This is a genomic window from Bacillus sp. YKCMOAS1 (assembly GCF_030268125.1).
Lineage (GTDB): Bacteria > Bacillota > Bacilli > Bacillales > Bacillaceae > Bacillus > Bacillus safensis.
Window position 1 is genome coordinate 20,716 of sequence record NZ_BSEI01000003.1, and the last position, 25,364, is coordinate 46,079.

28 protein-coding genes, 1 pseudogene and 2 riboswitches are annotated in these 25,364 nt (G+C 38.4%); of the genes and pseudogenes, 22 read left to right on the top strand and 7 right to left on the bottom strand.

The genetic code is table 11. From position 1 onward, the window contains the following. Positions 1-14: 14 nt before the first annotated feature. The 3 genes from xynC to QSJ46_RS09170 all read left to right on the top strand — a co-directional run bounded on the left by xynC (position 15) and on the right by QSJ46_RS09170 (position 3,534). A complete protein-coding gene (gene xynC, locus QSJ46_RS09160; protein ID WP_285604618.1) occupies positions 15-1,280 on the top strand; it encodes a glucuronoarabinoxylan endo-1,4-beta-xylanase XynC in 1,266 nt (421 codons plus the stop codon). 140 nt (positions 1,281-1,420) lie between these two features. Beyond that, complete coding sequence (locus QSJ46_RS09165; RefSeq protein WP_047203160.1) at positions 1,421-2,128, top strand: response regulator transcription factor; 708 nt, start codon at positions 1,421-1,423, stop codon at positions 2,126-2,128. Between the two features lie 2 nt (positions 2,129-2,130). Next, positions 2,131-3,534 (top strand): sensor histidine kinase, encoded by a 1,404-nt coding sequence (locus QSJ46_RS09170; RefSeq protein ID WP_285604619.1) that lies wholly within the window; start codon positions 2,131-2,133, stop codon positions 3,532-3,534. Positions 3,535-3,591: 57 nt separating this feature from the next. Here the strand turns inward: QSJ46_RS09170 and QSJ46_RS09175 are convergent, their stop codons facing one another. Then, complete coding sequence (locus QSJ46_RS09175) at positions 3,592-3,900, bottom strand: magnetosome magnetite crystal formation protein family (RefSeq protein ID WP_039179010.1); 309 nt, start codon at positions 3,898-3,900, stop codon at positions 3,592-3,594. Positions 3,901-4,243: 343 nt separating this feature from the next. Between QSJ46_RS09175 and QSJ46_RS09180 the strand changes: the two genes are divergently transcribed. The 6 genes from QSJ46_RS09180 (at position 4,244) to QSJ46_RS09205 (ending at position 10,594) form a co-directional block, all read left to right on the top strand. Further along, positions 4,244-5,086: a PRD domain-containing protein gene (locus QSJ46_RS09180; protein WP_041085182.1), complete on the top strand. Its 843-nt coding sequence runs from the start codon at positions 4,244-4,246 to the stop codon at positions 5,084-5,086. A 118-nt stretch (positions 5,087-5,204) separates the two neighbouring features. Further along, a complete protein-coding gene (locus QSJ46_RS09185; RefSeq protein ID WP_285604620.1) occupies positions 5,205-7,106 on the top strand; it encodes a beta-glucoside-specific PTS transporter subunit IIABC in 1,902 nt (633 codons plus the stop codon). 24 nt (positions 7,107-7,130) lie between these two features. Beyond that, a complete protein-coding gene (locus tag QSJ46_RS09190; protein WP_285604621.1) occupies positions 7,131-8,594 on the top strand; it encodes a glycoside hydrolase family 1 protein in 1,464 nt (487 codons plus the stop codon). A gap of 157 nt (positions 8,595-8,751) precedes the next feature. Continuing rightward, complete coding sequence (locus tag QSJ46_RS09195; protein WP_047203156.1) at positions 8,752-9,153, top strand: MerR family transcriptional regulator; 402 nt, start codon at positions 8,752-8,754, stop codon at positions 9,151-9,153. Between the two features lie 28 nt (positions 9,154-9,181). Beyond that, positions 9,182-10,135: an alpha/beta hydrolase fold domain-containing protein gene (locus tag QSJ46_RS09200; protein ID WP_285604622.1), complete on the top strand. Its 954-nt coding sequence runs from the start codon at positions 9,182-9,184 to the stop codon at positions 10,133-10,135. A 186-nt stretch (positions 10,136-10,321) separates the two neighbouring features. Continuing rightward, a complete protein-coding gene (locus tag QSJ46_RS09205; RefSeq protein WP_269773067.1) occupies positions 10,322-10,594 on the top strand; it encodes a DUF2651 family protein in 273 nt (90 codons plus the stop codon). A 323-nt stretch (positions 10,595-10,917) separates the two neighbouring features. Here QSJ46_RS09205 and QSJ46_RS09210 read toward each other — a convergent pair whose 3' ends face one another. Beyond that, on the bottom strand, positions 10,918-11,505 hold the full coding sequence (locus QSJ46_RS09210; RefSeq protein WP_285604623.1) for a pentapeptide repeat-containing protein: 588 nt from the start codon (positions 11,503-11,505) through the stop codon (positions 10,918-10,920). Positions 11,506-11,708: 203 nt separating this feature from the next. Between QSJ46_RS09210 and QSJ46_RS09215 the strand changes: the two genes are divergently transcribed. After that, positions 11,709-12,854, top strand: coding sequence for an alpha/beta hydrolase (locus QSJ46_RS09215; RefSeq protein WP_285604624.1), 1,146 nt, complete (start codon positions 11,709-11,711; stop codon positions 12,852-12,854). A gap of 25 nt (positions 12,855-12,879) precedes the next feature. Here QSJ46_RS09215 and QSJ46_RS09220 read toward each other — a convergent pair whose 3' ends face one another. Next, the gene (locus QSJ46_RS09220; RefSeq protein WP_285604625.1) at positions 12,880-13,776 is read right to left on the bottom strand and encodes a LysR family transcriptional regulator; all 897 of its coding nucleotides are present in this window, start codon (positions 13,774-13,776) and stop codon (positions 12,880-12,882) included. Between the two features lie 99 nt (positions 13,777-13,875). On the opposite strand from QSJ46_RS09220, the gene QSJ46_RS09225 reads away from it, so the two are divergent. Continuing rightward, complete coding sequence (locus QSJ46_RS09225; protein WP_285604626.1) at positions 13,876-14,823, top strand: carbon-nitrogen hydrolase family protein; 948 nt, start codon at positions 13,876-13,878, stop codon at positions 14,821-14,823. 47 nt (positions 14,824-14,870) lie between these two features. On the opposite strand, the gene QSJ46_RS09230 is transcribed toward QSJ46_RS09225, so the two are convergent. After that, positions 14,871-15,188 (bottom strand): monooxygenase, encoded by a 318-nt coding sequence (locus tag QSJ46_RS09230; protein ID WP_285604627.1) that lies wholly within the window; start codon positions 15,186-15,188, stop codon positions 14,871-14,873. Between the two features lie 11 nt (positions 15,189-15,199). After that, complete coding sequence (locus QSJ46_RS09235) at positions 15,200-16,126, bottom strand: DsbA family protein (RefSeq protein WP_059376804.1); 927 nt, start codon at positions 16,124-16,126, stop codon at positions 15,200-15,202. A gap of 182 nt (positions 16,127-16,308) precedes the next feature. Here QSJ46_RS09235 and QSJ46_RS09240 point away from each other — a divergent pair, with 182 nt between their 5' ends. From QSJ46_RS09240 to QSJ46_RS09250, 3 genes are all read left to right on the top strand, one after another. Further along, entirely contained in the window at positions 16,309-16,881 is a 573-nt protein-coding gene (locus tag QSJ46_RS09240) for a TetR/AcrR family transcriptional regulator (protein WP_107163762.1), read from the top strand. A gap of 68 nt (positions 16,882-16,949) precedes the next feature. Then, on the top strand, positions 16,950-17,375 hold the full coding sequence (locus QSJ46_RS09245; RefSeq protein ID WP_041085171.1) for a MarR family winged helix-turn-helix transcriptional regulator: 426 nt from the start codon (positions 16,950-16,952) through the stop codon (positions 17,373-17,375). A 116-nt stretch (positions 17,376-17,491) separates the two neighbouring features. Beyond that, the gene (locus tag QSJ46_RS09250) at positions 17,492-17,839 is read left to right on the top strand and encodes a DoxX family protein (RefSeq protein ID WP_039178975.1); all 348 of its coding nucleotides are present in this window, start codon (positions 17,492-17,494) and stop codon (positions 17,837-17,839) included. 72 nt (positions 17,840-17,911) lie between these two features. Here QSJ46_RS09250 and QSJ46_RS09255 read toward each other — a convergent pair whose 3' ends face one another. Beyond that, positions 17,912-18,100, bottom strand: coding sequence for a hypothetical protein (locus QSJ46_RS09255; RefSeq protein ID WP_047203145.1), 189 nt, complete (start codon positions 18,098-18,100; stop codon positions 17,912-17,914). Positions 18,101-18,309: 209 nt separating this feature from the next. On the opposite strand from QSJ46_RS09255, the gene QSJ46_RS09260 reads away from it, so the two are divergent. The 7 genes and pseudogenes from QSJ46_RS09260 to QSJ46_RS09290 all read left to right on the top strand — a co-directional run. Next, positions 18,310-19,479: an FAD-dependent oxidoreductase gene (locus QSJ46_RS09260; protein WP_285604628.1), complete on the top strand. Its 1,170-nt coding sequence runs from the start codon at positions 18,310-18,312 to the stop codon at positions 19,477-19,479. A 42-nt stretch (positions 19,480-19,521) separates the two neighbouring features. After that, positions 19,522-20,202 (top strand): TetR/AcrR family transcriptional regulator, encoded by a 681-nt coding sequence (locus QSJ46_RS09265; RefSeq protein ID WP_285604629.1) that lies wholly within the window; start codon positions 19,522-19,524, stop codon positions 20,200-20,202. 139 nt (positions 20,203-20,341) lie between these two features. Beyond that, entirely contained in the window at positions 20,342-21,007 is a 666-nt protein-coding gene (locus QSJ46_RS09270) for a helix-turn-helix transcriptional regulator (protein WP_064498518.1), read from the top strand. Beyond that, positions 21,004-21,378 carry a RidA family protein gene (locus QSJ46_RS09275; protein WP_047203141.1) on the top strand — a complete coding sequence of 125 codons (375 nt, stop codon included), beginning with the start codon at positions 21,004-21,006 and terminating at the stop codon, positions 21,376-21,378. The genes QSJ46_RS09270 and QSJ46_RS09275 overlap by 4 nt, the downstream gene beginning before the upstream one ends. A gap of 72 nt (positions 21,379-21,450) precedes the next feature. Further along, a complete protein-coding gene (locus QSJ46_RS09280) occupies positions 21,451-22,554 on the top strand; it encodes a threonine synthase (RefSeq protein ID WP_285604630.1) in 1,104 nt (367 codons plus the stop codon). A 36-nt stretch (positions 22,555-22,590) separates the two neighbouring features. Next, entirely contained in the window at positions 22,591-22,932 is a 342-nt protein-coding gene (locus QSJ46_RS09285) for a hypothetical protein (RefSeq protein ID WP_285604631.1), read from the top strand. Positions 22,933-22,977: 45 nt separating this feature from the next. Next, a pseudogene (locus tag QSJ46_RS09290) lies at positions 22,978-23,382 on the top strand (response regulator transcription factor); the annotation flags it as partial. 303 nt (positions 23,383-23,685) lie between these two features. Here the strand turns inward: QSJ46_RS09290 and QSJ46_RS09295 are convergent. Further along, complete coding sequence (locus tag QSJ46_RS09295; protein ID WP_047203137.1) at positions 23,686-24,060, bottom strand: Na-translocating system protein MpsC family protein; 375 nt, start codon at positions 24,058-24,060, stop codon at positions 23,686-23,688. A 108-nt stretch (positions 24,061-24,168) separates the two neighbouring features. Further along, a riboswitch (cyclic di-AMP (ydaO/yuaA leader) is annotated at positions 24,169-24,322 on the bottom strand. Between the two features lie 201 nt (positions 24,323-24,523). Next, a riboswitch (cyclic di-AMP (ydaO/yuaA leader) is annotated at positions 24,524-24,666 on the top strand. A gap of 598 nt (positions 24,667-25,264) precedes the next feature. Here QSJ46_RS09295 and kdpF point away from each other — a divergent pair. Further along, positions 25,265-25,342 carry a K(+)-transporting ATPase subunit F gene (gene kdpF, locus QSJ46_RS19590; protein ID WP_075612384.1) on the top strand — a complete coding sequence of 26 codons (78 nt, stop codon included), beginning with the start codon at positions 25,265-25,267 and terminating at the stop codon, positions 25,340-25,342. The last annotated feature ends 22 nt before the right edge of the window (positions 25,343-25,364 follow it).

Below are 25,364 nucleotides of genomic sequence, written 5' to 3' on the forward strand. Positions count from 1 at the left end.
GAGAGTGGAAGAATTTGATGTCAATGATCAAAAAACCAATCTGCACTTTATTGATCTGCTTCACCATGCTGTCTGTCATGTTCATCGGACCTGGCGTAACTGAGGTTTCAGCAGCAGATGTCAATATTAATATCAATGCGGAAAGACAAGTGATTCGCGGCTTTGGTGGAATGAATCATCCGGCTTGGATTGGTGATTTGACCGCACCTCAAAGGGAAACCGCCTTTGGCAATGGGCAGAATCAATTAGGATTTTCCATTCTAAGAATTTTTGTAGATGAGAACAGAAATAATTGGCACAGAGAGGTCGCCACTGCCAAAAGAGCAATAGAGCATGGAGCTTTGGTGATCGCTTCACCTTGGAATCCTCCAAGCAATATGGTAGAGACCTTCAACCGGAATGGTACATCTGCAAAGCGGCTGAGATACAATCAATACGCCGCATATGCTCAGCATCTGAACGATTTTGTGACGTATATGAAAAATAATGGCGTCAATCTCTATGCTATTTCTGTACAAAATGAGCCCGATTATGCACACGAATGGACATGGTGGACTCCTCAGGAAATCCTGCGTTTCATGAGAGAAAATGCTGGCTCCATTAATGCCCGCGTGATCGCACCAGAATCCTTTCAATACCTTAAAAATATATCAGATCCTATCCTAAACGATCCGCAGGCGCTTGGAAACATGGACATTCTCGGAGCCCATTTGTACGGAACCCAAATCAGTCAGCTTCCGTATCCTCTTTTCAAACAAAAGGGAGGGGGAAAGGAGCTTTGGATGACAGAGGTCTACTACCCGAATAGCGATAACAATTCAGCGGACCGCTGGCCTGAAGCATTAGGAGTTTCAGAGCATATTCACCATTCGATGGTAGAAGGGGACTTTCAGGCATATGTTTGGTGGTACATCCGCAGATCCTACGGCCCTATGAAAGAAGATGGTCTAATCAGCAAACGTGGTTACAACATGGCGCATTTCTCCAAGTTTGTACGCCCAGGATACATCAGAATTGATGCAACGAAAAGTCCTGAACCGAATGTATTCGTATCAGCCTATAAAGGAAACAATCAGGTCGTCATTGTCGCGATTAACAAAAACAATACAGGAGTCAATCAGCACTTTGTGATGCAAAACGGAACTGCTTCACAAGCGTCAAGATGGATCACAAGCAGCAACAGCAACCTTCAGCCTGGTACAGACTTAAATATATCAGGTAATCAATTTTGGGCTCATCTCCCGGCTCAAAGTGTGACAACATTTGTGGTCAAACGCTAAAATGAATTGAATCACCAAAAGCCAATTTTCTCATTTCAAAAGAAAATTGGCTTTTTTTATGCAAATAGGAAGTTGATTTTTTCACTATGTACTTACATTGGGTATAATAATGGCAATGACTTCAGGAGAGTGATCAATGTATGCCAAAGCTTCAAAGCAAAGTATTAATGATCGATGACGAAAAAGAAATCTTGGAATTAATTAACACTGTATTAACAAGGGAAGGCATTGATCGCGTCATAACTGCTTCAACTGCCCGTGATGGGCTTGCAAAATTTCATCAAGAACAACCCGATCTTGTCATACTTGATATTATGCTGCCAGACGGTGAAGGCTATGATATTTGCAGACAAATCAGAGAGACCTCCCATGTTCCGATTATCTTTTTATCAGCAAAGGGAGAAGAATCCGACAAAATTGTAGGACTTGCCATCGGCGGAGATGACTACATTACAAAACCATTCAGTCCAAAGGAAGTCGCCTACCGGGTGAAAGCGCAGCTGAGAAGGATCTCATACTTGCAGTCAACTCAAGCAGATCCCGTAATCAAAAAAGGGCCGTTTGAGTTAAACGAGCAGCAAGCAGAACTGACTAAAAATGGAGCGGTCATTGAGCTCACGCCAAAAGAGCTTCTGCTGATGACCTACTTCTTGCAGCATCCGAACCGCGTTATCAGTAAAGAAACGCTTTATCAAACCGTTTGGGGAGAAGACTTCTTCGGTTCTGACAATACGGTAATGGTTCATATCCGAAGACTACGGGAAAAAATAGAGGATTCCCCGTCAACACCAGAGTTTCTCGTCACTGTCAAAGGGCTTGGTTATAAATTTGTTGTAAAGGATGCGTAAAGATGAAATGGCGATTAACAGGCAGGTATATGGTCTCTGTCATTATCGTGACCATTATCACGGTCTTTATCAACTTATTCGGATTTATGATTTGGCTCGTACTTCAGGCAAACAGCCAGCATAACGAGGAAAATACGCCCGAAACCTTCACAAGATCATTTGAACAATACGTCTCTTTTTCTGATCAAGGAATTACCGTAAACAAAGAAGGGCAGAAAGCCTTAAAACAACAGAATGCATGGATTCAAATTTTAGACGAAAATGGCCAAGACGTGTATCATGCGCAGGCACCTAAAGGATTAAAGAACAAATATACACCGATAGAAATCGTGAACTTACATAAATATAAAGATAAGCAATTATTATCGACCATTTATGCTGGCGGAAAAAAAGTAAAGGGCAAAGAATACAGCTACTTTATCGGATTTAAAGACCCTTCCATCGGAAAGTACCTATTCTCGTTTGACACGAAGGACTTAGTAACAAGATTCAATATCGGGACGATGATTTTATTATCAATTGATGCCATCATAGCGTTACTCATTGGTTACTTATTCAGCCGGCAGCTCACAAAACCGCTTGCCCGTGCCATTCATAGCATCCAGCGGCTGGCAAACGGCGATTACACGACAAATCTGCCTGCTAAAGGAATTTATAAAGATGTCTTCTATAATGTCAATCACTTATCAGAGCAGCTCGCTTCAAGCAAAAAAGAAAAGGACAAACTAGAGCAAATGCGAGAAGAATGGATCAGCCATATTTCTCATGATATTAAAACGCCGCTAGCTTCTATTCAAGGCTATGCAGAAATCCTCAAAGATCCAAAGTATCCTCTTTCAAACCAGGACATCAGACATTACGCGGGCATCATTGAGAATAAATCATTGTATATCAAAGATGTCATGGAGGATCTGAATTTAACAACAAGGCTGAAAAATAACGGCGTCATGCTAAATAAAGAGCTGGTCAACATTGTGTCACTGTTGCGGGAAACGTTAATTGATATTTTAAACGATTCAAGATATGCCGATCAGACGATTGAGCTTCAAACGAATGAAGACAAGCTCATGCTGAATATTGATAAAATCCTCATTCGAAGAGCGGTCACCAATCTGATTTTAAATGCCCTCGTTCACAATGATCCTGATGTGACGATTATTGTACAGCTTGAACAAAAAGAAAGAACCCATATTACGATTCAAGACAACGGCAGAGGAATAGAAGAGACAGAGCTGGAAAAAGTGTTTGACCGCTATTACAGAGGGACGAATACAGGAGTTTCGCATGCAGGCTCTGGTCTTGGGATGGCTATTGCAAAGGATATTATCGTCAAGCACGGCGGGGATATCACGATCCGTAGCAGTGTAGGAAAAGGAACAACAATTGACATCCAACTACCAGCATGAAAACATACAAAAAAAAACGGTTCTGATCAACAACAGAACCGTTTTTTCATCTATTATTTATTCTGAAAACACTTTGATGCCTTTTACAATGTTCCAAATGAAGAAGTAGATAGCAACAAGGAATGTTACTGCATATGTCGCAATTAAGAAAGGCCCCGCATGGCTGATATCTTTCATACCAAGTAAACCTGAACCAAGGATGCCAATACCAAAAATCAAATAAGGAATAATATGCGTCCATAATGATTTTTTCGCATGATATTTCACGTCGTCCTGACCTAAGAAATAGACGATAATTGGGAACAAAAATGGTGCAAAAAAGATACTAAAGTAACATAATGAAGACAAGATTTTATTTTCTCTCAAAACGTTTCACCTCTATGATTTATTCACTACAAACCCATTGTACTACCTGAACCTTAACCTGTATTAATCCGAACCTTACAGCAACCTTAAACTTATTTACCTTTTAAAATAATTTATAAACGACATACTATAATATAGGTATTTAAATCTATCTTACCGAAAAAAATAGTTGACTTTAGTTTATCCTGTGTTTACAATAAAGTCGTAACCGATGCAGGAGTGTTACTGATATCATCAGGCACCACCAAGTCAGGTAAACATGTTGTACATTTGTACGTTGTTTGCTGAGATTTTGGTGTTTTTTTATGCTTTTTTTAGCAGTTTTAGGTAAGGTGGGATGAAGATGTTCACCGTCGTTAAAGTTTTAAACAATAATATCGTATTAGCTCTAACAGACACGCAAAATGAAGTAGTTGTTTTTGGTACAGGAATAGGCTTTAAGAAGAAAAAAGGTGATACTCTTGATGAGAGCGCTGTCAGTAAGACATTTTATTCTGATCAGACGTCTCCATTAGAATCTCAACTTGCCGCTATCCCAACTGATATCCTTTTATTAACTGAAAAAATCATTCATATGGGCGAAGAGATGTTGAATAAAAAATTAGGTTCCAGCATGCTGTTTTCGCTATCTGATCATCTTACCTTTTCTATTCAAAGGCATCAAGAAAAAATGGAATATGAAAACCCTATCGTATGGGAAATTCCACATCTATATTTTCAAGAATATCAAATTGGGAAAAAAGCACTTAAAATTATTCAAAAAATGATGGGGATTACCTTTGAAGATACAGAAGCTTCACTCATTGCCCTTCATTTTGTAAACGCTCAAATAGATGGTCAGTCTATGGGAGATACGATCAAAATGACCCATCTCACGAAGGAAATCGTTAAGATTATTCAAAACATTTTCGAGATGGTATTAGATAAATCATCGATAGATTATTCGAGGTTTATCACTCATTTGAGATATTTTATTGTCAGACAAGAAACAAATCAACCGCCTCAGCAGATGGATGATTCATTAAAAGAATTAATTCAGGATCGTTATATGAAGAGCTATGCATGCGGTTTGATTATTAAAGAAATGTTAAAGCGTGAATTTAATTGGAATGTCACAGAAGACGAACTTGTTTTTCTAGTCATTCATATTGAAAGAATCACAAAGAAACATCAACAGAATACATGATTTCTTTTAGGCGTGTTATGAAAAAGCATTAACCTAAACAAATCTCCATTTAGAAGAATGGTCTTTCTAATGGTGGATTTTGTTTAGGTTTTTTTTGTGAAAATGAAGGGGTGAAGACATGAACAACAAAGAATTGGCGCAAGAAATTATCAAATTAATCGGCGGAACCGGCAATATATCTCAAAGCTGGCATTGTATTACGAGGCTGAGATTTAATATCAACGATGAAAAACAGGTAAAAGTAGATGAACTGAAAACAGTAGATGGAGTGCTCGGAGCGCAATTCCAAAGCGGACAATTCCAAGTCATTATTGGAGCAAAAGTTGCAGAAGTCTATGAGGAAATAGACCATCTGATTGGTGACAGCAGCAATGATTCTTCTCCTGCTAAAAATACGTCAAAGATGAATCCAATCGAAGTCGTATTCGATGTCATTAGCGGAATTTTCACACCGATTTTGCCGGCGATTGTTGGTAGTGGATTGATTAAAGGGATCATGGCTTTGTTCGTTAGTTTAGGCTGGCTGACAGAAAAAACCTCTACCTATGCTGTACTACAAATCTTTTCAAATGCTGTCTTTTACTTTTTACCTTTCCTCATTGCTTATTCTGCAGCGAAGAAATTTAAAACACGAGAATCTCTCGCGATGGCACTCGCTGGGATTTTATTATATCCCACGATGGTGGAAGGGGCAGCAAAAGGGGCAGATCCACTTAGTTTTTTAGGATTGAGTATTCCATTAAATAATTATACTTCTTCCGTTTTACCGATTATTTTAGGAGTACTGCTGCTTAGCTTTATCGATAAGTGGATAACGAAAGTCATTCCAAAATCCTTAAGCATCGTATTTACACCGGTACTGAGCTTAATGATCACAGCGCCTCTTACACTAGCTTTCATAGCTCCTATTGGAAACGTTTTCGGTCAGTATTTAGAGATCTTTTTCACTTCTTTATTCCATTTTGCTGGACCCATTGCAGGCTTATTAATGGGAGGCCTCATGCCTTTAATTGTGCTAACTGGGATGCATTACGCATTCTTCCCAAGCACGTTTGCCAGCTTTGAAAAAGTTGGATACGATGTCATGCTGCTTCCGATGAACTTTATTGCCAATATGGCACAAGCAGGCGCCGTTTTAGGAGTCATCATTCGCACAAAACGAGTAGAAACAAGGTCTTTGGCATTATCAACATTGCTTCCGAGTTTCTTTGGTATCACAGAACCAGCCATTTATGGAGTCACACTGAGATTGAAAAAGCCTTTCTATGCTTCATTAATTGGCGGCGCAGTTGGCGGATGTTTTTATGGTTTATTTTCAGTCAAAACGACAGCATTTTCAATTCCAGGTATTACATCTCTGCCAACCTACATTATGAAAGGCACAAACAATTTCCAGCTCGCTTTAATTGGAATAGCGCTGAGCTTTTTGGTCTCACTGCTTGTCACTATGTTCCTTGGTTTCAAAGAACCTGCCACAAAAGTGGAAGGTCAGCCGCTAAAACAAGGAAAGTCATCTAAAGATCCAGAGCATGCAGTCAATCAACAAGCTGCCAGACAAGTAAATCCTTATGAAGTACAAGCACCTATAACTGGTCAGGTCGTTCCTTTATCTGAAGTCAATGATGCCGTCTTCTCCAGCGAAATGATGGGCAAGGGAGTAGCGATTATGCCTGATAAGGGGGTGGTACAAGCACCGTTTTCCGGAAAAGTAGTGACCGTTACACCTACTAAACATGCAATAGGTTTGGTTTCAGATGATGGGATTGAATTATTAATACATGTAGGGATTGATACCGTCAGCCTAAATGGTCAATTCTTTGAGGTATTGGTGGAAGAAGGAAATGAAATCAACATTGGGGATCATTTATTATCATTTGATATAGAAGGAATTCAATCAAAAGAATTAAATGTTGTGACACCTATTATCGTCACTAATTCCTCGAAGTACCTAGATGTCATCCATACAGGTGACTCTTATGTCAACGCAGGAGAAAATAAACTCTTAATGCTCATTCATTAATCATAAATAGAAGGGATGATTGAAATGAAAGAATTAAAAAAAGGTTTTTCAGATAATTTTCTATGGGGTGGCGCAACAGCTGCCAATCAAATAGAGGGCGCATATTTAGAAGGCGGGAAAGGGCTGTCAACTTCAGACTACGCGGCATATAAAGATCCCTATGCACAAGGAAAAGTAAACAACTTTACATTCGATGTGAGTTCAGCTGAACTAAACAAATACAAGGAAAATCCTGATGCATTTGATTTCCCAAAAAGACGCGGAATTGATTTTTATCATCGTTATGAAGAAGATATCGCACTGTTTGCAGAAATGGGCTTCAAAGTCTTTCGCTTATCTATTTCATGGGCAAGAATCTTTCCAACAGGTTTAGAGGACAAGCCGAACGAAGAAGGATTGGCTTTTTACGATAAAGTATTTGATGAATGTGCGAAATATGGAATTGAGCCGCTTGTAACGATGTCTCATTATGAAATGCCGATTACTTTAACAGAGAAATATAATGGATGGATGAGTAGAGAGCTTGTCCCATTGTTCGAAAAATACGCGCGTGCGATTTTAGAAAGATATAAAAACAAAGTGAAATATTGGATTACATTTAATGAAATGAATATGAACCTCAATAGTCTTTATACAGGTGCTGGCATTTTAGAGGATTTAGTAGACCATAAATTACAGGCTGCTTACCAAGCATCTCACCATCAATTTGTGGCAAGTGCATTAACAGTGAAGGCAGCGAAGGAAATCATTCCAAATGTCCAAATTGGCTGTATGATTAACCAAATTGAAGCCTATGCAAAAACAACAAAACCAGAGGATCAGCTGCAGGCAGTCAAATCGAATCAATTGAATATGTTCTATCCTGATGTTCAAGCTAGAGGCGAATATCCAACATACATGGTAAAATACTTTGCTGATAATCAAATCAAGCTGGATATTAAAGAGCAGGATGAACAAATTTTGAAAGAGGGCACTGTTGATTTTGTTGCGATCAGCTACTATATGTCACACGTAGCAGAAGCGCGTGAAGATGCCGCTGAGCTAGCGGGCACGTTTGACAGTCCGATTAAAAATGAGCACTTGGAATTATCACAATGGGATTGGCCGATCGATCCAATGGGTCTGCGCATTTCATTAATTAAACTGTATGACAGATACCAAAAGCCTTTATTTGTTTGTGAAAATGGACTTGGCGCAAGAGATACATTGACACAAGATGGAAAAATCCACGATGATTATCGAATTGATTATTTGAAAAAACATATTGAACAGATGAAAGAAGCAGTAAAAGAAGGTGTTGACTTAATGGGATACACACCTTGGGGCTGTATTGACTTAATCAGCTGCGGAACATCTCAAATGACTAAACGCTATGGTTTGATCTATGTGGATCAAGACGACCTAGGAAATGGGACACTGAATCGTTACCGTAAAGATTCATTTTTCTGGTACAAAAATGTAATTGCATCAAATGGAGAAGACCTATAAAAGCAGATTGAATGATGAAAAACACCATCTCAGGGCGCCTTAACCGGCTGCATGCGATGGTGTTTTATTTTTCACGAAAACATCTCTTGACCTTGAAGTATAGTTCAACCTTTATAATGTAATTATAGTAAGACAAAATCACAAAAAAGGAGTAACAATGGAGTTGATGACTAGAGGTGAACTTGCCAAACAAACTGGAATAAGCCCTGCCGCAATTCGTTACTATGAAGAACACAACATTTTACCTGTCCCGAGACGCCGTTCGAACGGTTATAGACTATACACAGAAGATTATATTGTGAAAATTCAATTGATCAAAGATGCCAAATCATTGGGTTATTCACTAAAGGAAATAAAAGAAATATTGGAAATGCTGAGTCAAGATATAGAACTTGATACTTTAAAAAGAATCGTAAAACATAAACATGAAGAAATTGAAAAGAAAATTAAAAGCCTGCGCCTCATTCAAGACCTTTTATCTAACTTATTAAAGACTCCCGAGAAAGAAGTACAAGTGTATCTCAAATCATTTCGTGTGATGAATCAGGATGACGAATAAACATATCTGCTTAAAGGAGAGAAATAAAATGAGTGTCGAAATTTATAACGGAGAACGTTCTGAAGAAAGTATTCAATTTGAAACATTAATCACGTCCCAAAGTAATAAAGAGAGTTTTGCTAGTGTCGAAAAAACCAAAAACTTTCTATCTCAAATAGAAAATATTAAGCCTTATGCAATCGGAGATGATGTGAAATTAGTGAGTGAAATAAAGGAGCAAATTTTCGAAGGAATGCAGGTTTTCACATTGAATGACCAAATGTCGCAAAAGCAAAAGGTGATTCTCTATATACATGGTGGTGCTTGGGTAAACCAGCCTCTTAATTTCCATTGGTGGTACATGGATAAAATGGCTCAATCCCTTAATGCCAAAGTGGTCGCTCCTATATATCCTAAATTACCTCATTATAGCTACCAAGATACCTATCCGAAAATCTTAAATCTATATAAAGAAATACTAAAAACGGTTGAGAGTACCGATCAATTAACAATTATGGGAGATTCAGCGGGCGGAAATATCTCACTTGGCCTGGCGCATCTCTTAAAGATGGAAAGTCTGCCGCAGCCGAAGGATATTATTTTATTATCTGCATGTGTTGATATGAGTTTAAGCAATCCTCTTATATCTGAATATGCCCTTAAAGATCCCATTTTAGCGCCTGAAGGAATAGATGTCATTACAAAAATGTGGGCAGCAGATAAAAAGATAACTGACCCATTAATCAGTCCAATTCATGGGGACTTTCATGGTCTTGGGAAGATCACTCATTTTATTGGAACACATGATATTTTATATCCAGATGCACTAAAGCTTGATGAAAAGCTAACAGAACAAGGAATTGACATGAAAACCTTTGTTTATCCAGAAATGCTGCATGTGTTTGTCGTCATGCCAACCCCTGAGGCACAAGATGCTCAGGAAAAAATCATTCAGGTGATAAATAGTCAGGTCTTTTTCACACATCAAAATGCTCTGACTTAAATATTCGAAAAAATAGGCTGCTTACTGAAAGCAGTCTTTTTCCATTCAACATGAAATACATTTAGATTGTCAATTCACCTCAGATTAAAAATTCCTTAAATTCCAATTTTTGTTTACAACGCACGAATTTCCTATTAATATGATACATATTCGGTTCTTCACCGGTTCATAAAGGAGAGTGACATGATGAGTGTTTTCTTTCTTCATCCTATGGCGCTGATCTTATTTACATTGCCTTTGTTATCTTTGATTTGGGGGATTGTTGGCTACTGCATCTTTAAGCGAGTTTATATCGTTCTTATCATCACATTTGCCGTCTCCACTATTTTCATATTTGCCTATACTGGGTTTGACATGTCAAATATGTATTGGGTCGTGTTGATGACCTTTTTATGCATGTGTACCTCTGTCATCACAAAAATCATTCGCTATATGTATGGCCGCTATAAAAGAGCATAACGAAAAAGCTGATATTAACAAAAATCAGCTTTTTCCATATAGAAATACATGGCGAGCTAGTCAAAGTGAAAATCGGGGAACTGATTCCACTCAAATATACTCGAAGTTGATGTACGACCTAGACTTAGCAGGAAGAGGTACGTATCAAGCGTTCTCTTTGTTACATTCCAGATAACTGAAAAATCGCTCCACAAAATCAGCCCCATGTATTTTCTCCATATGTGCTGTGTTAAAAATATATTGTTCCATATGCTCAAGCTTGTGCAGGCTGCGTACCAGTACTTTCCGATCCTCGTCAGATAGATGAGGGTCATGATTTATCTTCAGCAATGCCTGTTTGACACGCGCGGAGACCTTTTCAACATATAGATGGTTTTGGAAGCTGGCGGAATACATTGCGACAGGTCACAGCCTGTAAAGCGAACACCGTCAAGAATGCAGTTTTCAAAGTTGGCGATCAGCTTTTGTTTACCATTTCCCTCAAACGTTATATCCACTAGCTTACCGGTAAAAGTGCAATGAACAATATTCCCTGCTTGTAAAATGCGGTCATTAAACCTACATTGATAAAATGTACAGTTGATAAACACAGCATTCTCCAATGTCATTCCTCTCATATCACAGGAGGAAAATTCGCAATTCGTAAAAACAGCCTCGCCTTCAGCAATCCCAACAGAGCGCAAATCAGAACGAATAAAAGTACAATGCTCAATCGTACTACCTGCAAAAAATCTCGCATTCGTTAGATCACACGTATCAAATTCAAGATGACGCAGCTGACAGCTCCAAAATATAGGTGAATGAACATTCGAGTTGCTAATTGTCAATCCGCTTATCGTTTCGTGTTCATACCTGACAATATCAGAAAATATTTCATTGTCTACTGACATACCAGACTCAAGCCTTCTCATTGTTATCACCTATCATTTCTTCAGAATCTTTTACAAGGATGAATACCTTCCAGCAAGTTCATTTCTGTTTCACTAAACGGCTTACATTGACAAGTTATTATATCATAAAGCTCGAAACATAAAGAGAGTGGTCATCGTTTTGAAAGCGCTTATCTTGCAATGTGTCTTTCACACTCACTTTAAATCATAAGGGGGACAAAAGAATGAAAAGATATGACGCATTCCCAGAACCAATCGGCGGTTATACTGCCGGACGCACACAGATGGATTTTGAGTACACGGCATCTGATCACTCAAAAAGAGAACTGACCGCATTTGTATACTATCCGTCTGATAGCAATGAAGGGAAGACCCCATCAACGTACATGTTTCCTGAAGTATACGAAATGCTGCATGACCAGCCGCTTGTCACTGAGTATATGAAGGAAAAGGATTTTTTCTCTATCGATATCCAAACGCATTGTTACGACGACCTCGCTCTTTCCGGGAAGGAAGAACGCTATCCAGTGTTATTTTATGTTTGCGGCGGGGGCGGCTCTCTAGAATGGGGAACTGTGATCTGTACAGACCTTGCAAGCATGGGGTATGTTGTCGTCAGTATCGGTCATCAAAACAGCACGATGTATAAGCGTAAAGATGGGCGGTTGTTTAATGTATCAAAGGATTTTTCAGATGTCCTTATAGCGTTTTCTGAAGATCCAGAGATGATGGCGCTGGCTGGTCAGATGACGATGCGGCCTGACGATGAAACTGCCATTGAGACATGCCGTAACGTCCTTACACTGCCAATACTTCATCCGTTAACGAAATATAGCAAATTACAGGCAGAGGATGTAAGGTATGCAGCTGATTATCTTTACAAACTAGACACCGGAGAACTCAATTCCATCTTCAATGGCAGATTGCAGCTTGACGCCGGCATGGGCATAATTGGACATTCTTACGGAGGGCCTACGACAGCGATTGTTTGCAGGGATGACGACCGATTTGCCTGCGGGATCGGCCTCGATAGCGGTGCATTTGGTCTTCTTGACAGCGACCTGAAAAAACCCTTTATGCTGCTTTTTTCTGAGCCTAACTATCATATGAATGCAATCATTGGCGCAAACAATAGCATGGAAACCTATTATTTCTCTGTTGAGCATGCTGCGCATTTAGATTATTGCGACATCGTGTTTACCGGTGTAAACGAAGAACTGAGAGGAAAGCGGGATGCGATGGAGATGCGGAATCTTATCACAAACTATACAAGGACATTTTTTGATCATTACATTCTGCAAAAGCCTGTACATGTGGAAAGTCTATCATACGATGGTGTGAACTTGATTAAGAAAACGAGCAGAAAGTGATCTAAAATGAAAAAAGCCTTGAGAATTAGGCTTTTTTTGTTTCTACATGGTATATATTCGTGACGATTTTTAAAAAAGCCTTCAAAGCACGTGTTTTATATCGACCTTTCTTCACGACAATGCCAATTTTCCATGGAATATATTGACTACTAATTGGTTTTACACAAATGTCCTCTTTATACATGTCCGTTAAAGGACTTGGAATGATCGCAACTCCTAATTCATCACGAACTAATGTCAAAAGCAAATCCCATTGTGTTGTGCTGTAAGCGACATCGGGAACAAAATGTTCCTTACGGCAGCTTTCTAAAATCACTTGACTTAACGCAAATGAAGAATCAAACAATATCCATTTATCCTCTTTAAGCTGTTCGAGTGAGAGCTGTTGTTCATCTTTTAAAGCGTGATTTTTTGGTAAACAAGCCACAAACGGCGCTTCAAAAATGAGTTGTTCTTCTAATTCATGACTTTGGGCAGGTATGACAATAAAGGCCGCATCTACTTCGCCTTTCTCAACGAGTTTTTCTACATGTAAGCCGCCCTCCTCAATCATTTCGAGCGTCACATCTGGATGCTTTTGAGTAAAAGCTTTTGCCACTTTCGAAAAGAAAAAGGTACCAATTATTTGCGGCAGACCGATCTTTAAATGGCCGCGAATATGCGTTTCGGTATCACCCAGCTCCATTTGCAATTCATTCATTTGCTGCAGTACCGCAATCGCTTTTTCATATACAAGCTCTCCTTCATCCGTTAACCTGAAAATTCGATTTGACCGATCGAAAAGGATGACACCCAGTTTTTTCTCTAATTTTTGAATGGTTTTAGAGAGGGAAGGCTGGGCGATAAAAAGCTTTTCACTTGCTCTTGAAAAACTTCCACAATCCGCAATCGTTTTAAATATTTCAAAGTCCCGTATGTTCATTTTACCCTCCATTATTCCAATAAGGCATACTCATTATGATGATGATATATTGTACATTATAAACGTTTATTTTTACACTGAGAATAAGGAGGGGGTAAGATGTCAACATGTAGAGTTGCTGTTGTGCAAGCTGCTTCTGTCATTATGGATAGAGAAGCATGTACTGAAAAAGCCATTTCGTTAACACTTGAGGCCGGAGAAAAAGGAGCCAATATTGTTGTATTTCCTGAAGCTTTTATACCTGCCTATCCTAGAGGACTAGCTTTTGGCGCCACAGTAGGAAGCCGTTCTCCAGAAGGAAGAAAGGACTGGCTTCGTTACTTAGAAAATTCAGTTCCAGTTCCAAGTAGAACAACAGACAGATTAGGAGAAGCAGCCCGCAAAGCTGGTGTCTACCTCGTCATCGGTGTCATTGAAAGAGATGATGAATCAAGTCGCGGGACTTTATATTGTTCCGTATTGTTTTTCGGACCAGATGGAACCTTACTTGGAAAGCACCGTAAACTAAAGCCGACAGGTTCCGAACGACTCATATGGGGAGAGGGGGATGGCAGCACACTGCCGGTTTTCGATACACCGTATGGTAAAATAGGCGCTTTATTTTGCTGGGAAAACTATATGCCATTAGCTAGAGCAGCGATGTATGCAAAAGGCGTCCAAATCTATATAGCCCCTACGGCAGATTCCAGGGAACTATGGCAATCTACAATTCGCCATATTGCCGCAGAAGGCCGGTGCTTCGTTCTATCTTGTAATCAATATGTGAATAAAGAGATGTATCCTAAAGATTTAGCCTGCTATGATGAATTAGCATCTTCTCCTGATGAGATGTGCCGAGGGGGGAGTGCAATAGTCGGTCCTTTAGGCGAATATATAAAAGAACCTGTCTATGGTCAGGAAGAGATACTGCTGGCAGATCTTGATTTGCGTGATATTTCTTCTAGTCAATTCGACTTCGATGTAGTCGGGCATTATTCAAGACCTGATATCTTCCAACTCGTCGTCAATGAAGAGAAAAAAGAAAATGTAAAGTGGATGAATGGATGAAATCACACGAAAAAAGAGCAGCCATCAGCCGCTCTTTTTTTCATGTGTCAACCTTGATGAGTTTTTAATGGACCTTTTGTGATATGAGTAAGAGGAGCATTCATGTTAAAGATTTTAGCGTTGATGTCTGTTATTCCAAAACTAGTGATTCTTTTAGAATGCATCTCAAGATAGTTTTCAGCTGCTTCTTTTGTTTCGAATAAGTAGATTCCGCCAGTCTCATTCTTCTCCGGATTCTCCGTCCATATTTTCCATATGAATCCGTCTTCCTCATTTATACTTTTCGCTAAATCAGCAAACTCTTTTGCCATTTCATCACCGAAAGGGCCTTTCATCTTAAAATCCACCTGTAATAAATGTGCCATCGTCATTCTCCTTATGTTGAAGTTGTAAAATACAGTTCCCCCAGCACTTCTTTCATTTGATACTGCTGCTGCGGAAGTTCTTTCTTCATAAAAGACCGTACATCTGATTGGTCAACATCGTACATCACTTCAATTTCTTTAGAAAATAGAAGTTTTTCTTTTTCGAGCAGGGTAGAAACAGCTGGGCGTTTTTTCGGTTCAAGTTCTTCAGTGTTTAAAGCTTGCTTTAATCCTTCAACATAGACTTCAAATGAGCGGCCACCCGTGATTTTGACTCCTTTATTTTCTTCGTTGACGAAGATGATCGTTGGGAAACCTCTAGCACCAAGGTCTCGAACTAGAGTAAAATCTTGATTTAATAATTCCTGTCCGCTTGGCAGCTCCGCTTCATGGACAATCACATCTCCGTTAAGTCCAAGGTCGTTGACGATGTCAATTAACACCGTGATATCCGATATATTTTGATTGAATGCAAATAGCGCTTCTCTTGCACGGCGTAAAAAAGTATAGGCTAGTGCATCATCATGATGTTTTTGAATCACTTTGAACACGCGAGAGGGCGGATAGGAAGATTGAACAGGATTGTCAATCATTAAGGACCCATCAATTGGCATGCGGGAATGTTCTCCAACCTCTCTCCAGTGACCAGCCACATCAGCAGGTTTGTAAATTCCGTTTGCAGGATCAATTGGACCGCCATGCCATTTCTCTAACAGTCCACCCAACACAGTCTGGAAATGAAAATAATGTCCATATTGCTCTTTAAATCGACGCAGCACAGGTTCAATTGCCCAGCAATGCGAACAAATCGGATCTGTTACATAATAGAGCGTTATTGTTTTTTTAGGTTGCTGAAAATCAATGACCTGAATATCCTCTTCTTCACCTACACCACATACACCTGTTTCTATATCACAAAACATCTCATTGTTTTTCAATTTCATTTTCCTCCTCAAATTTTGTAGGAACGCTATTGCCTATCAGTTTGTTTGAATCAAGCAATGATTTACTTTACAATTAAATCTTAAGACACAATGAGTGAGACCAACACCAATAATTTCTTCAATTTGTTGTTTATCCAACAGATTGATAGATGTGTTGAAAAAGGAGGGGGGATAAGATGCCACAGCCAAAGACAGACCCTCGGGTCCTAAGAACGCGTAAGTTAATCATGGAGTCTTTTATTAAACTTTCATCGAAAAAGGAATTTAAGGATATTACGATCAAAGATGTCACGGCAGAAGCCATGATCAACCGCGCGACGTTTTATTATCATTTTGAGGATAAATACGATTTGCTGGATAAAACACTATCAGAAGTATTATCGATTAATTTAGAAAGTATAAATTTCAATCATCGTAAACTAGATGAAGATTCGATTATCAATATTTTTAAAGCACTAACGAATTTCCAACAATCTCTCCATAACCGCTGCCAAGTAGAATATGAAACTGAACTTGCTCCTATTGTGAGGGAGCAGCTTGAAATTATTTTTTATCAATTGTTAATCAATCAATATACAAATGTGGAAAAGCAAATTCTAAAAGTCACAGCTGTTTTTTTAAGTTGGGGAATTCACGGAGCTTCTGTTGAGTGGAGAAAAAATAGTTCGCACTTATCCTCAGAGGAGTTTATCAAAACAGCAGTGCCATATATCTTGTCAGGGATTGATTTTAAACAAGCAGATGGATGATTTGACAATTTTCAAAGGCTTCACTAATATAAATGCTATAGCATATAAATTTCATAGAGGGTGTTTACATGGATTTACAAGATTTAATAGGCTATCTCGTTCATCGTACCGATCTCAAAATGACCAATTATTTTACGAACAGGTTAAAGCCTTACGGGGTCACTCCTGAACAATGGAGTATTATAAGTATTCTGAGTAGTGAAAAGGGAACTACTCAAAAAGAATTGGCAGAAGGAATTGATAAAAATCAAACCACTGTCGTCAGAATGATCCAGTCTATGGAACGAAAAGGGCTTGTCAAAAAGATCTATAATGAACAAGACCGGCGCTCACATCATCTGCTTTTAACAGAAAAAGGGGACGAGGTCAAAAAGGCCATTCTTCCTGTCGTCATGGATGCACATCAAACGGTGACAAAGCAATTAAACGATGAAGAGATTCAACAATTAAAATTACTTTTAAACAAATTATTTCATTCACACTATGAATCTTGAAATGTCTAATCTGTAACGAACTATTTATGTCCGATATATGCTATGACATATAAATTGTATCAGCTGAAATTTTGTCCATTTGGACGGATTGTTTCAGTCAAATTACTTAGGAAGATGTGATCACGATTTTCATACTTATTCTTCAAATGATATTGGCCGCTTTCTTTTTTGTAACAGGATCGAAAATTATATCAGGGAAAATGGCAGAAGAGTTCAAACGATTTGGTTTACCTGCTTTTTTTAATGTTTTAACCGGAGCCTTTGAGCTCATAGGCGCAGCTGGAATGCTGATCGGCATATGGATGCCAACAATCGCAATATTATCAGGCTTATTGTTAGGAGGCACGATGCTGGCAGCTGCACTTACTCTGATCGTATTGGCCAAAGATCCCTTTAAAAAAGCAATCCCGGCACTTGTATTATTCGCTCTCAGTATTGGGATCAGCTTGTACCACATTCTTTAAGTTCATATCAAGGTAAGTCACAAAACCTAAACAAATCTCCACTATTCTAATGGTGGATGATGTTTAGGTTTTTTAGCGATTGAATTGTTTTCGAAGAACTAAGCATGAGACAGCAAATACTGCAAAAGCGCCCGCTGATCCAGAAGCAAACACGAGCTCAGATTGTTCTAGTTTGGACTTGAATAACAAAGGGACAGAAAGAATGAGAGCGGCACCACTAAAGCTTAATCCTAATATCAACATTGCTAATAATTTATTCATAGAAACACCTCTTACACTCAGAATGAAAACAATCGAAAAGAATCATATTTGGAGTGTATCATATGGTGACGGGCGATTGCTTTCTTTTCATTAAAGCACTCGTAAAATAAACTCTTTAAACGAACACTGTTCTTAACGAACAGTGTTCGTTATAATATAAATGAGATGTGGCTTTAAACGATTTTCATAAAGAAGAGGAGATGCATACGATGACGGCATTATCTAAGGATCAAAAGCAAATCGCTATCATTGGAGGAGGACCTGGGGGGCTAACGCTCGCCTTAATACTGAAAAATTACGGTATACAAACGACCATCTATGAACGAGAGATGCATGACAAAAGTCTTGAAAGAGGGGGCTCACTGGATATTCACGAAGAAACAGGCCAAAAAGCTTTAAAAGAAGCGGGAATTTATGAGGAATTTCAAAGGAACGCACGCTATGAAGGAGAAGATTTCCGCTTACTTGATAAGTCAGGAAAAATTTATTTAGATGAAGAAACGGAACAAGATCAAAAAGGGACCCGCCCAGAAATTGATCGTGGTGTTTTGTGCGAACTGCTGTTAGATCAAATTGATGCTGAGAACATCAAATATGGTTATAAACTAGAAAGTTGCGTTTCACTAGAAAACGGCATGACGGAGCTTCATTTTGAAAACGGAGTTGTCGAGACAGTTGATCTTTTAATTGGAGCAGATGGTGCTTTTTCTCGTGTGCGTCCTCTGTTAACAGATATTGATATTGAATACGCCGGACTCACGATGCTGGAACTGAATATCCTCAACGTAGAGGTGAATCACCCTGATTTAGCTGCATTTAATAAACGCGGGAAGATGTTTGCTTTAGCAGACCATAAAGGACTGATTGGTCAGTTAAACGGGGATGGACGAATAAAAGTGTATGCAAGCCTTATGGTAGAACGTAACTGGATTGAGGCTTGTGGTATTCCTTTTCATCAAGCGAAAGAAGCAAAAGAACAATTATTAGAGTTATTTAGTGATTGGGACGATCAGCTGAAAAATTATATTCGTTATGCAGAAGATGCCATCATTCCAAGACGGATTTATACGCTTCCTGTCGGTTTTAAATGGAACCGCCATAAAGGAGTAACGCTTATCGGTGATGCAGCTCATGTCATGTCACCATTCGCAGGGGAGGGCGTAAACATGGCGATGTTTGATGCAATGGAACTCGCACTTGCGATTGTCCGAAATCCTCATCATATCGAAAAGGCTATAGAAGAATACGAAGACATGATGTACGAATATTCATCGGAGAAAGCTCATGAATCAGAAAAAAGTTTAAAACTGTGTTTTTCAAAAAATGCTGCGGTCAAGCTTGCAGATATGATGAATTCTTTTCAAGAAAACGGTGATTGATGCTCAATTTACTATTTGACTTTGACATGTTATAAAGAGAGTATGAACAATTCAAATCGTCGTATTATCAGTCGTCGGTCTCAGCCGTCTAAAGAGCCCTTAAGCCGTGAACTCATTGTGAAAACTGCCTTTGACCTTCTTAAGGAGCAAGGGTTAGAGGGCATGAGTATGCGTAAGGTGGCTAAAGCATTAGATACAGGACCTGCATCCTTGTATGTCTACGTGAACAATTTTCAAGAACTAAGTGCTTACGTATTAGATTATGGTCTCGGCCAAATGGTTTATCCAAATTCAGCGGGTGGCACATGGAAAGAACAGTTATTTGACATATTGCATACTTATTTCCTGCTGCTATACGAAAAGCCTGGTCTTGCTGAAATTTCTCTTTCCACCATCCCGCAAGGAACGAACTTTTTACAGTTGACCGAACATCTTCTCGCTGCACTGCATAAAGGCGGAATCAAATCTACATCCGCTGCATGGGGAGTAGACCTTTTACTGTTATACGTATCTTCCGTAGCATACGAAAAGGTCTCTTGGAAGAAACACGGCTCTTCGCAGATTTCAGATACAAAAAAAACATTTCATGATGCAGACAAAACGCGGTTTCCTTTCATCCATAGTCTGAAAGAAGAAATATTTGCAGGTGATACCGTATTAATGGAACGGTTCCGATGGGGAATTGACGTCATTTTGTCTGGGATCCAGCAAAAAATCAATTAGAAAGGAGCAAAAAAAGCAGTCAATGGCTGCTTTTTTATATTTTCTCCACTTTTTCAAGATGTATAAAAAAATCTATATATTGTTTTTGTATATAAAAAATTATATAATCTAGTGGAATAAACAAATGAGGTGCTTAGGCATGGAACATATAAAGAATTTATTACAGAGCTATATTCCTTTAGCAAAATCTACTGCAAAAATGTTTGGACCAAATTGTGAAGTCGTGATTCATGATTTAACGAATCCTCAAGCATCTGTCATGTTTACAGTCAATCATCATGTGACGGGAAGAAAAATCGGTCAATCATTTGATCATTTGGTAAAGACTGTTTTACAATCAGAAGATTTTAAAGAAGATTATCTCGCTGGGTATACATTTAAAACCGAAGACAACCGTACCATTCGTTCTTCGACTTCATTAATTCGTGATTCCGAGCAAAAGGTGATTGGTGCATTCTGTATCAATTTTGATGTTGAAGCATTGAATCAAATGCAGCAATTTATGGATACTTTTCTTTCTACAAAAGTTGAAGTTCAAGAGAATGAAACAACAACAAATGATGATCTTGAAAATGTGGAAGAAATCGTAGATCAATTGATTCAACAGATCATTCAAAACAGTGTTCACCCAGTCATGAAACGCCATGAAAAAATTGAATTAATAAGGTTCATGGATGAAAAGGGAATTTTTTTAATGAAAGGATCTGTTGAGAAGGTCGCATCTATGTTAGGTATTTCTAAAGTCACCGTCTATAGCTATTTGGATGAGATCAAACATAAATCGAATGAAGGAGGAACGAAATGAAAAGCATCCTTGAGGTAGGGAATCTAACATCCAACGGCCACTATGCATTCGCAACCATTCATCAAAACACGGTCTATGTTTCAGGACAATTTGCCATCAATCCAGAAACGAGAGAAAAAGAATTTGGCGCCATTGAAGAAGAGACATTACAAGCGCTAAAAAATGTGGAGATGATTGTAGAAGCGGCTGGAAGTAAAAAAGAAAAGATTTTGCGTATGACATTATACATTTCTGATATTGAACTATGGGACAAAGTAGATGCGGTTTACACTGAATTTTTCGGTGAACATCAACCAGCACGTACTGTTGTACCAACGAATGAATTACATTTTGGTTTCAAAATTGAAATTGATGCTATTTCTTATATCTAGAATATTTTTTTGCCTATGATATATAAAAAATTATATTTCATATAAAAAATTATTTAAAGGGGATGATGATCGATGAATCAATTGATTTGTAACCATTGCGGGAAAAAGTATGAGATGACACCAACTCTATGGAAATGTGATTGTAACGGCGTATTAAACCTGGTGAAAGATACCCCTAAAATAGATATAGCGGCTTGGGATCACTATCCAAACTCATTATGGCGTTATGTAGAAACCATGCCATTTTCAAAGGGTTCTAAGACTTGGGAATCTGTAACAATGGGTGAAGGTCAAACTCCGTTAATCCTTTTAGATCCGAATGAGCCAAATACTTATGTAAAAGTTGATTATATGATGCCTACACTCTCCTTTAAAGATCGAGGAGCTGCTGTTTTAATGACAAAGGCAAAGGAATTAGGGGTATCAAAAGTCATTGCGGATAGCAGCGGGAATGCAGGAACAGCGATTGCCGCTTATGCAGCTCGTTGCGAGATTGCATGTGACATCTATTTAAGCGATGAAACTTCACCTAAAAAGGTCGCTCAAATAAAAGCCCATGGAGCAACGATTAAAGAAATTCGTGGTACACGCGAGGACATTGCTGCTGCAGCCCAAAAAGCAGTAGACGACGAAAACGTTTTTTATGCAAGCCATGTGTATAATCCTTATTTTTTTGAGGGAACAAAAACATACTCATATGAAATCTATGAACAAATAAAAGGAGCTCCAGATGCTTTAATCATTCCGGTTGGAAATGGCACTCTCCTTCTAGGAGCATATTATGGCTTTAAAGAGTTATTTGAAAATGGTTTGATTCATAAAATACCGAAAATCATTGCCATACAAGCGAAAAACTGTGCACCTCTTGTGAAAGCTTATCAAAACGGGGAGGAATCAGCATCACCTGTTACGAATACAGGGACCTTAGCAGAAGGGATAGCCATCGCTGCCCCGGCGCGCTCCAAACAAATTCTAGAAGCTGTACAAGATACCAATGGTACATTTATAGATATTGAAGAAGATGAAATATTGAATGCACGCTCTAAACTAAGTGAGAAAGGATTTTATGTAGAAGTGACATCTGCAGTCAATTTTGCCGGCTACTTGAAATATAAAAAGGAATCAAAAGAAACCATCGTCATACCTCTTTGCGGGGCAGGGATTAAGTCAAAATAACCCGTAGAATACAACTTGAAAGCGGAGGAATGCTTCATGGGATTGGATTTTACTCATTGCGAAGCACATTGGTCATACAGTGAATTCCATGATTTTAGAAGAAAGTTAGCAGCTTGTATTGGTATGAATTTAGATGATATGGAGGGATTTGGCGGGGACATACCCTTTAAAGACTACCAGGATGATATCATCCCATTGCTGGAACTATCCGATTCTGATAGTTACTTATCACCAGAGGTTTGTCACACCGTTGCTGCGAGATTGCATCAACTGATCCGCCATTGGCCAGATGATGACCTAGATAAAATGAACGCTCTCTATCTAGCAGAAGGAATGGAACTAGCGCATGAACAAAATGAGGTATTGGGATTTATATAGGAAGAGGATATGTTTTCATATGGCAGCTCATGGTTGGTAAGACCAACAGATTTCAATGAAGAGAAATTAATGATACAAAGTTTACAACTTGGTGCAAAAGGCTACCTCTTAAAGGATGCCAGCAGAGAAAACTTATTTAATACAATTGAAGCGGCCATCAGACGAGACATTTTACTTCAATCAAATGTGGCCTCAAAGCTATTTGAATCAACCACACACAAAGAACCTCAAGAAAAACTGAAAACAGAAAATCATTTACTTACCGAAAAAGAGATGCTCGTTTTGCAAGCAGTAGCTAGAGGGTTTCGGAGTAAGGAAATTGCATTTGATATGGGGATTTCCGAGAGAACTGTAAAAGCACATTTAACAAACATTTATCAAAAACTAAATGTGACATCAAGAGCTGAAGCGATTAAAACATCAATAGAATTAGGAATTATTCATTTTTAGAATCATTCTCTTCATAATTGAAATGATCAAGAGAATACTAAAAAGGGGAAGTTGAATAAATAACACAGAGGCTGTACCAAAACAAGAAGAAGGGTCATTAAAGTGAAGCTGTCGATAAACTCGGTAGCTTTTTTAACTGTTTAAATAATTACTCAAATAATCTTGAAACGAAAAAAAGACCAAAAGAGAATACTCTTTCGTCTTTTAATGAAACTCAAGTTTTAAATGCAACGACAAGCGCTAGAATGAACTTAGGTCACTACTATGCTCATACTAAAATCAACCTCACATAGTAGGGAAGGGTTACTCCATATGATTGAGTAACTTCGAAATATTCTGATCCATTACAAATACTTCAATTCGTTCACCAGTTTTTGTACTAGTATCACTATGGCTAGATAATACATTACACCCTGTATGCTTTTCCACAATTGCCTTAAAATCATCACTATACATTTCCCTAAGGACCTGTCTCATCTTTTTCACAAGGCTTTTACCGACATCATGGGTAACAAGATGTTCTTCCTCAACGGTCAAAACACCTTTAAAGCGTAATAGGATCATATCCTCTACAATATAAGTTTTTGCCTCTCGAGGTCCTCGACCAATTAATTCTCGTTGAAATTTAATAAAAGCCTCGCTGAGTTCAGTTTCTAACTTTTTTTTAGATTGTCCCATAATGTTCCCTCCGAAAAATTCTTTCTGTCGTAATAAACAAAGAAACCGAGAAGAGGATTTCTATTAGACCAACGAATCTAGGAATTCACTAGCCTATAAGCAAAAAGGAACAATTCTCTTCAAACGCTTACGAGGTTAGCTGTCGGATTCGGGCATGAGAGTTGCCCTACTCAAAATGATGAGATTCACCCCTAAAAATGAATCAGCTCCATTTTATTCTGGTTCCCCCGCTCTTACCATCAAGATTTAGCGATTTAAGTTCATTCATTTGTTAAAACATCAATTATCATAATTAATGATACTGATATTGTAAAGAAAATTTTTTTGAGGAGGAGGATATAGAAGAGAAGCCTAAGATTCGTTTATTGGTTATTAATGAAAAAGAAAGTCCATAACTAAATTATTTTTTTAAAATGTCTCTTTACAAGTAAAATTTATCATCGTATAATCAAACCATTCATTCAACATATATCGGCCTAGTCCTGAATATTCAGGAACGGAGGAACCAATTAATTGGGGTTAATTCTACATGTTGTAGAAGGGATGAGATTACTCTTTCGCCATCCTACCCGTCAGCTAACTTCGTCGGCTAAAGCGAAGGAGGTCAACAGACCACCTATTGATTCAACGGGTATTCTATTGCTTTTGCAGTAAAATATTTATTGAATCATGTTATGTAGGTCTTTTTTATTTGTTTAAAGGTGTTTTTAAACTGTATCTTAAGAAAAGAACAGGGAGACAGAATGCAGGGAGAGCTTAACGCTAGCTAGGCATTAGGTAGACCAATGAGTACTTTTCTTCCACAGTTGAAATTGTTAAGAGAAGGATAGGAATTCTATGTCTTTAACTTCAAAGGCATAGCGATAGATACCTATTTGTTTCTTTACCATTTCACAGGGAGATAAGTAAGCATTGGTCTATTTTTTATTCTTAGGCTTATTTCAAGTTCGTTAGGAAGTAAGCGTAAATTTAAAAATTTGCCTAATTTAAATCCATCCAATAAGTAGGAGAGTAGGTTGATGAACGATAGAAAGTCCATAAGAAAGGCAGCCAGTGACGAAATTAAAATGACGGTGCACTTCATGAATGAATGGAGAGAAAAAAACGATGAATGACTTAATGGTAATCAGTTTCTTCATAGTATCCTTTGTTATTTTCTGGTTTTTTACTTTGTTTTGTGAGAGAGCATAAGGAGGAAAATCATATGATTATACCTGCAATCATTGGATTAGTTATGATCATTTACTTGTTATATGTGCTGATTAAACCCGAAAAATTTTAAATATTACAAATATAAGAGCGGC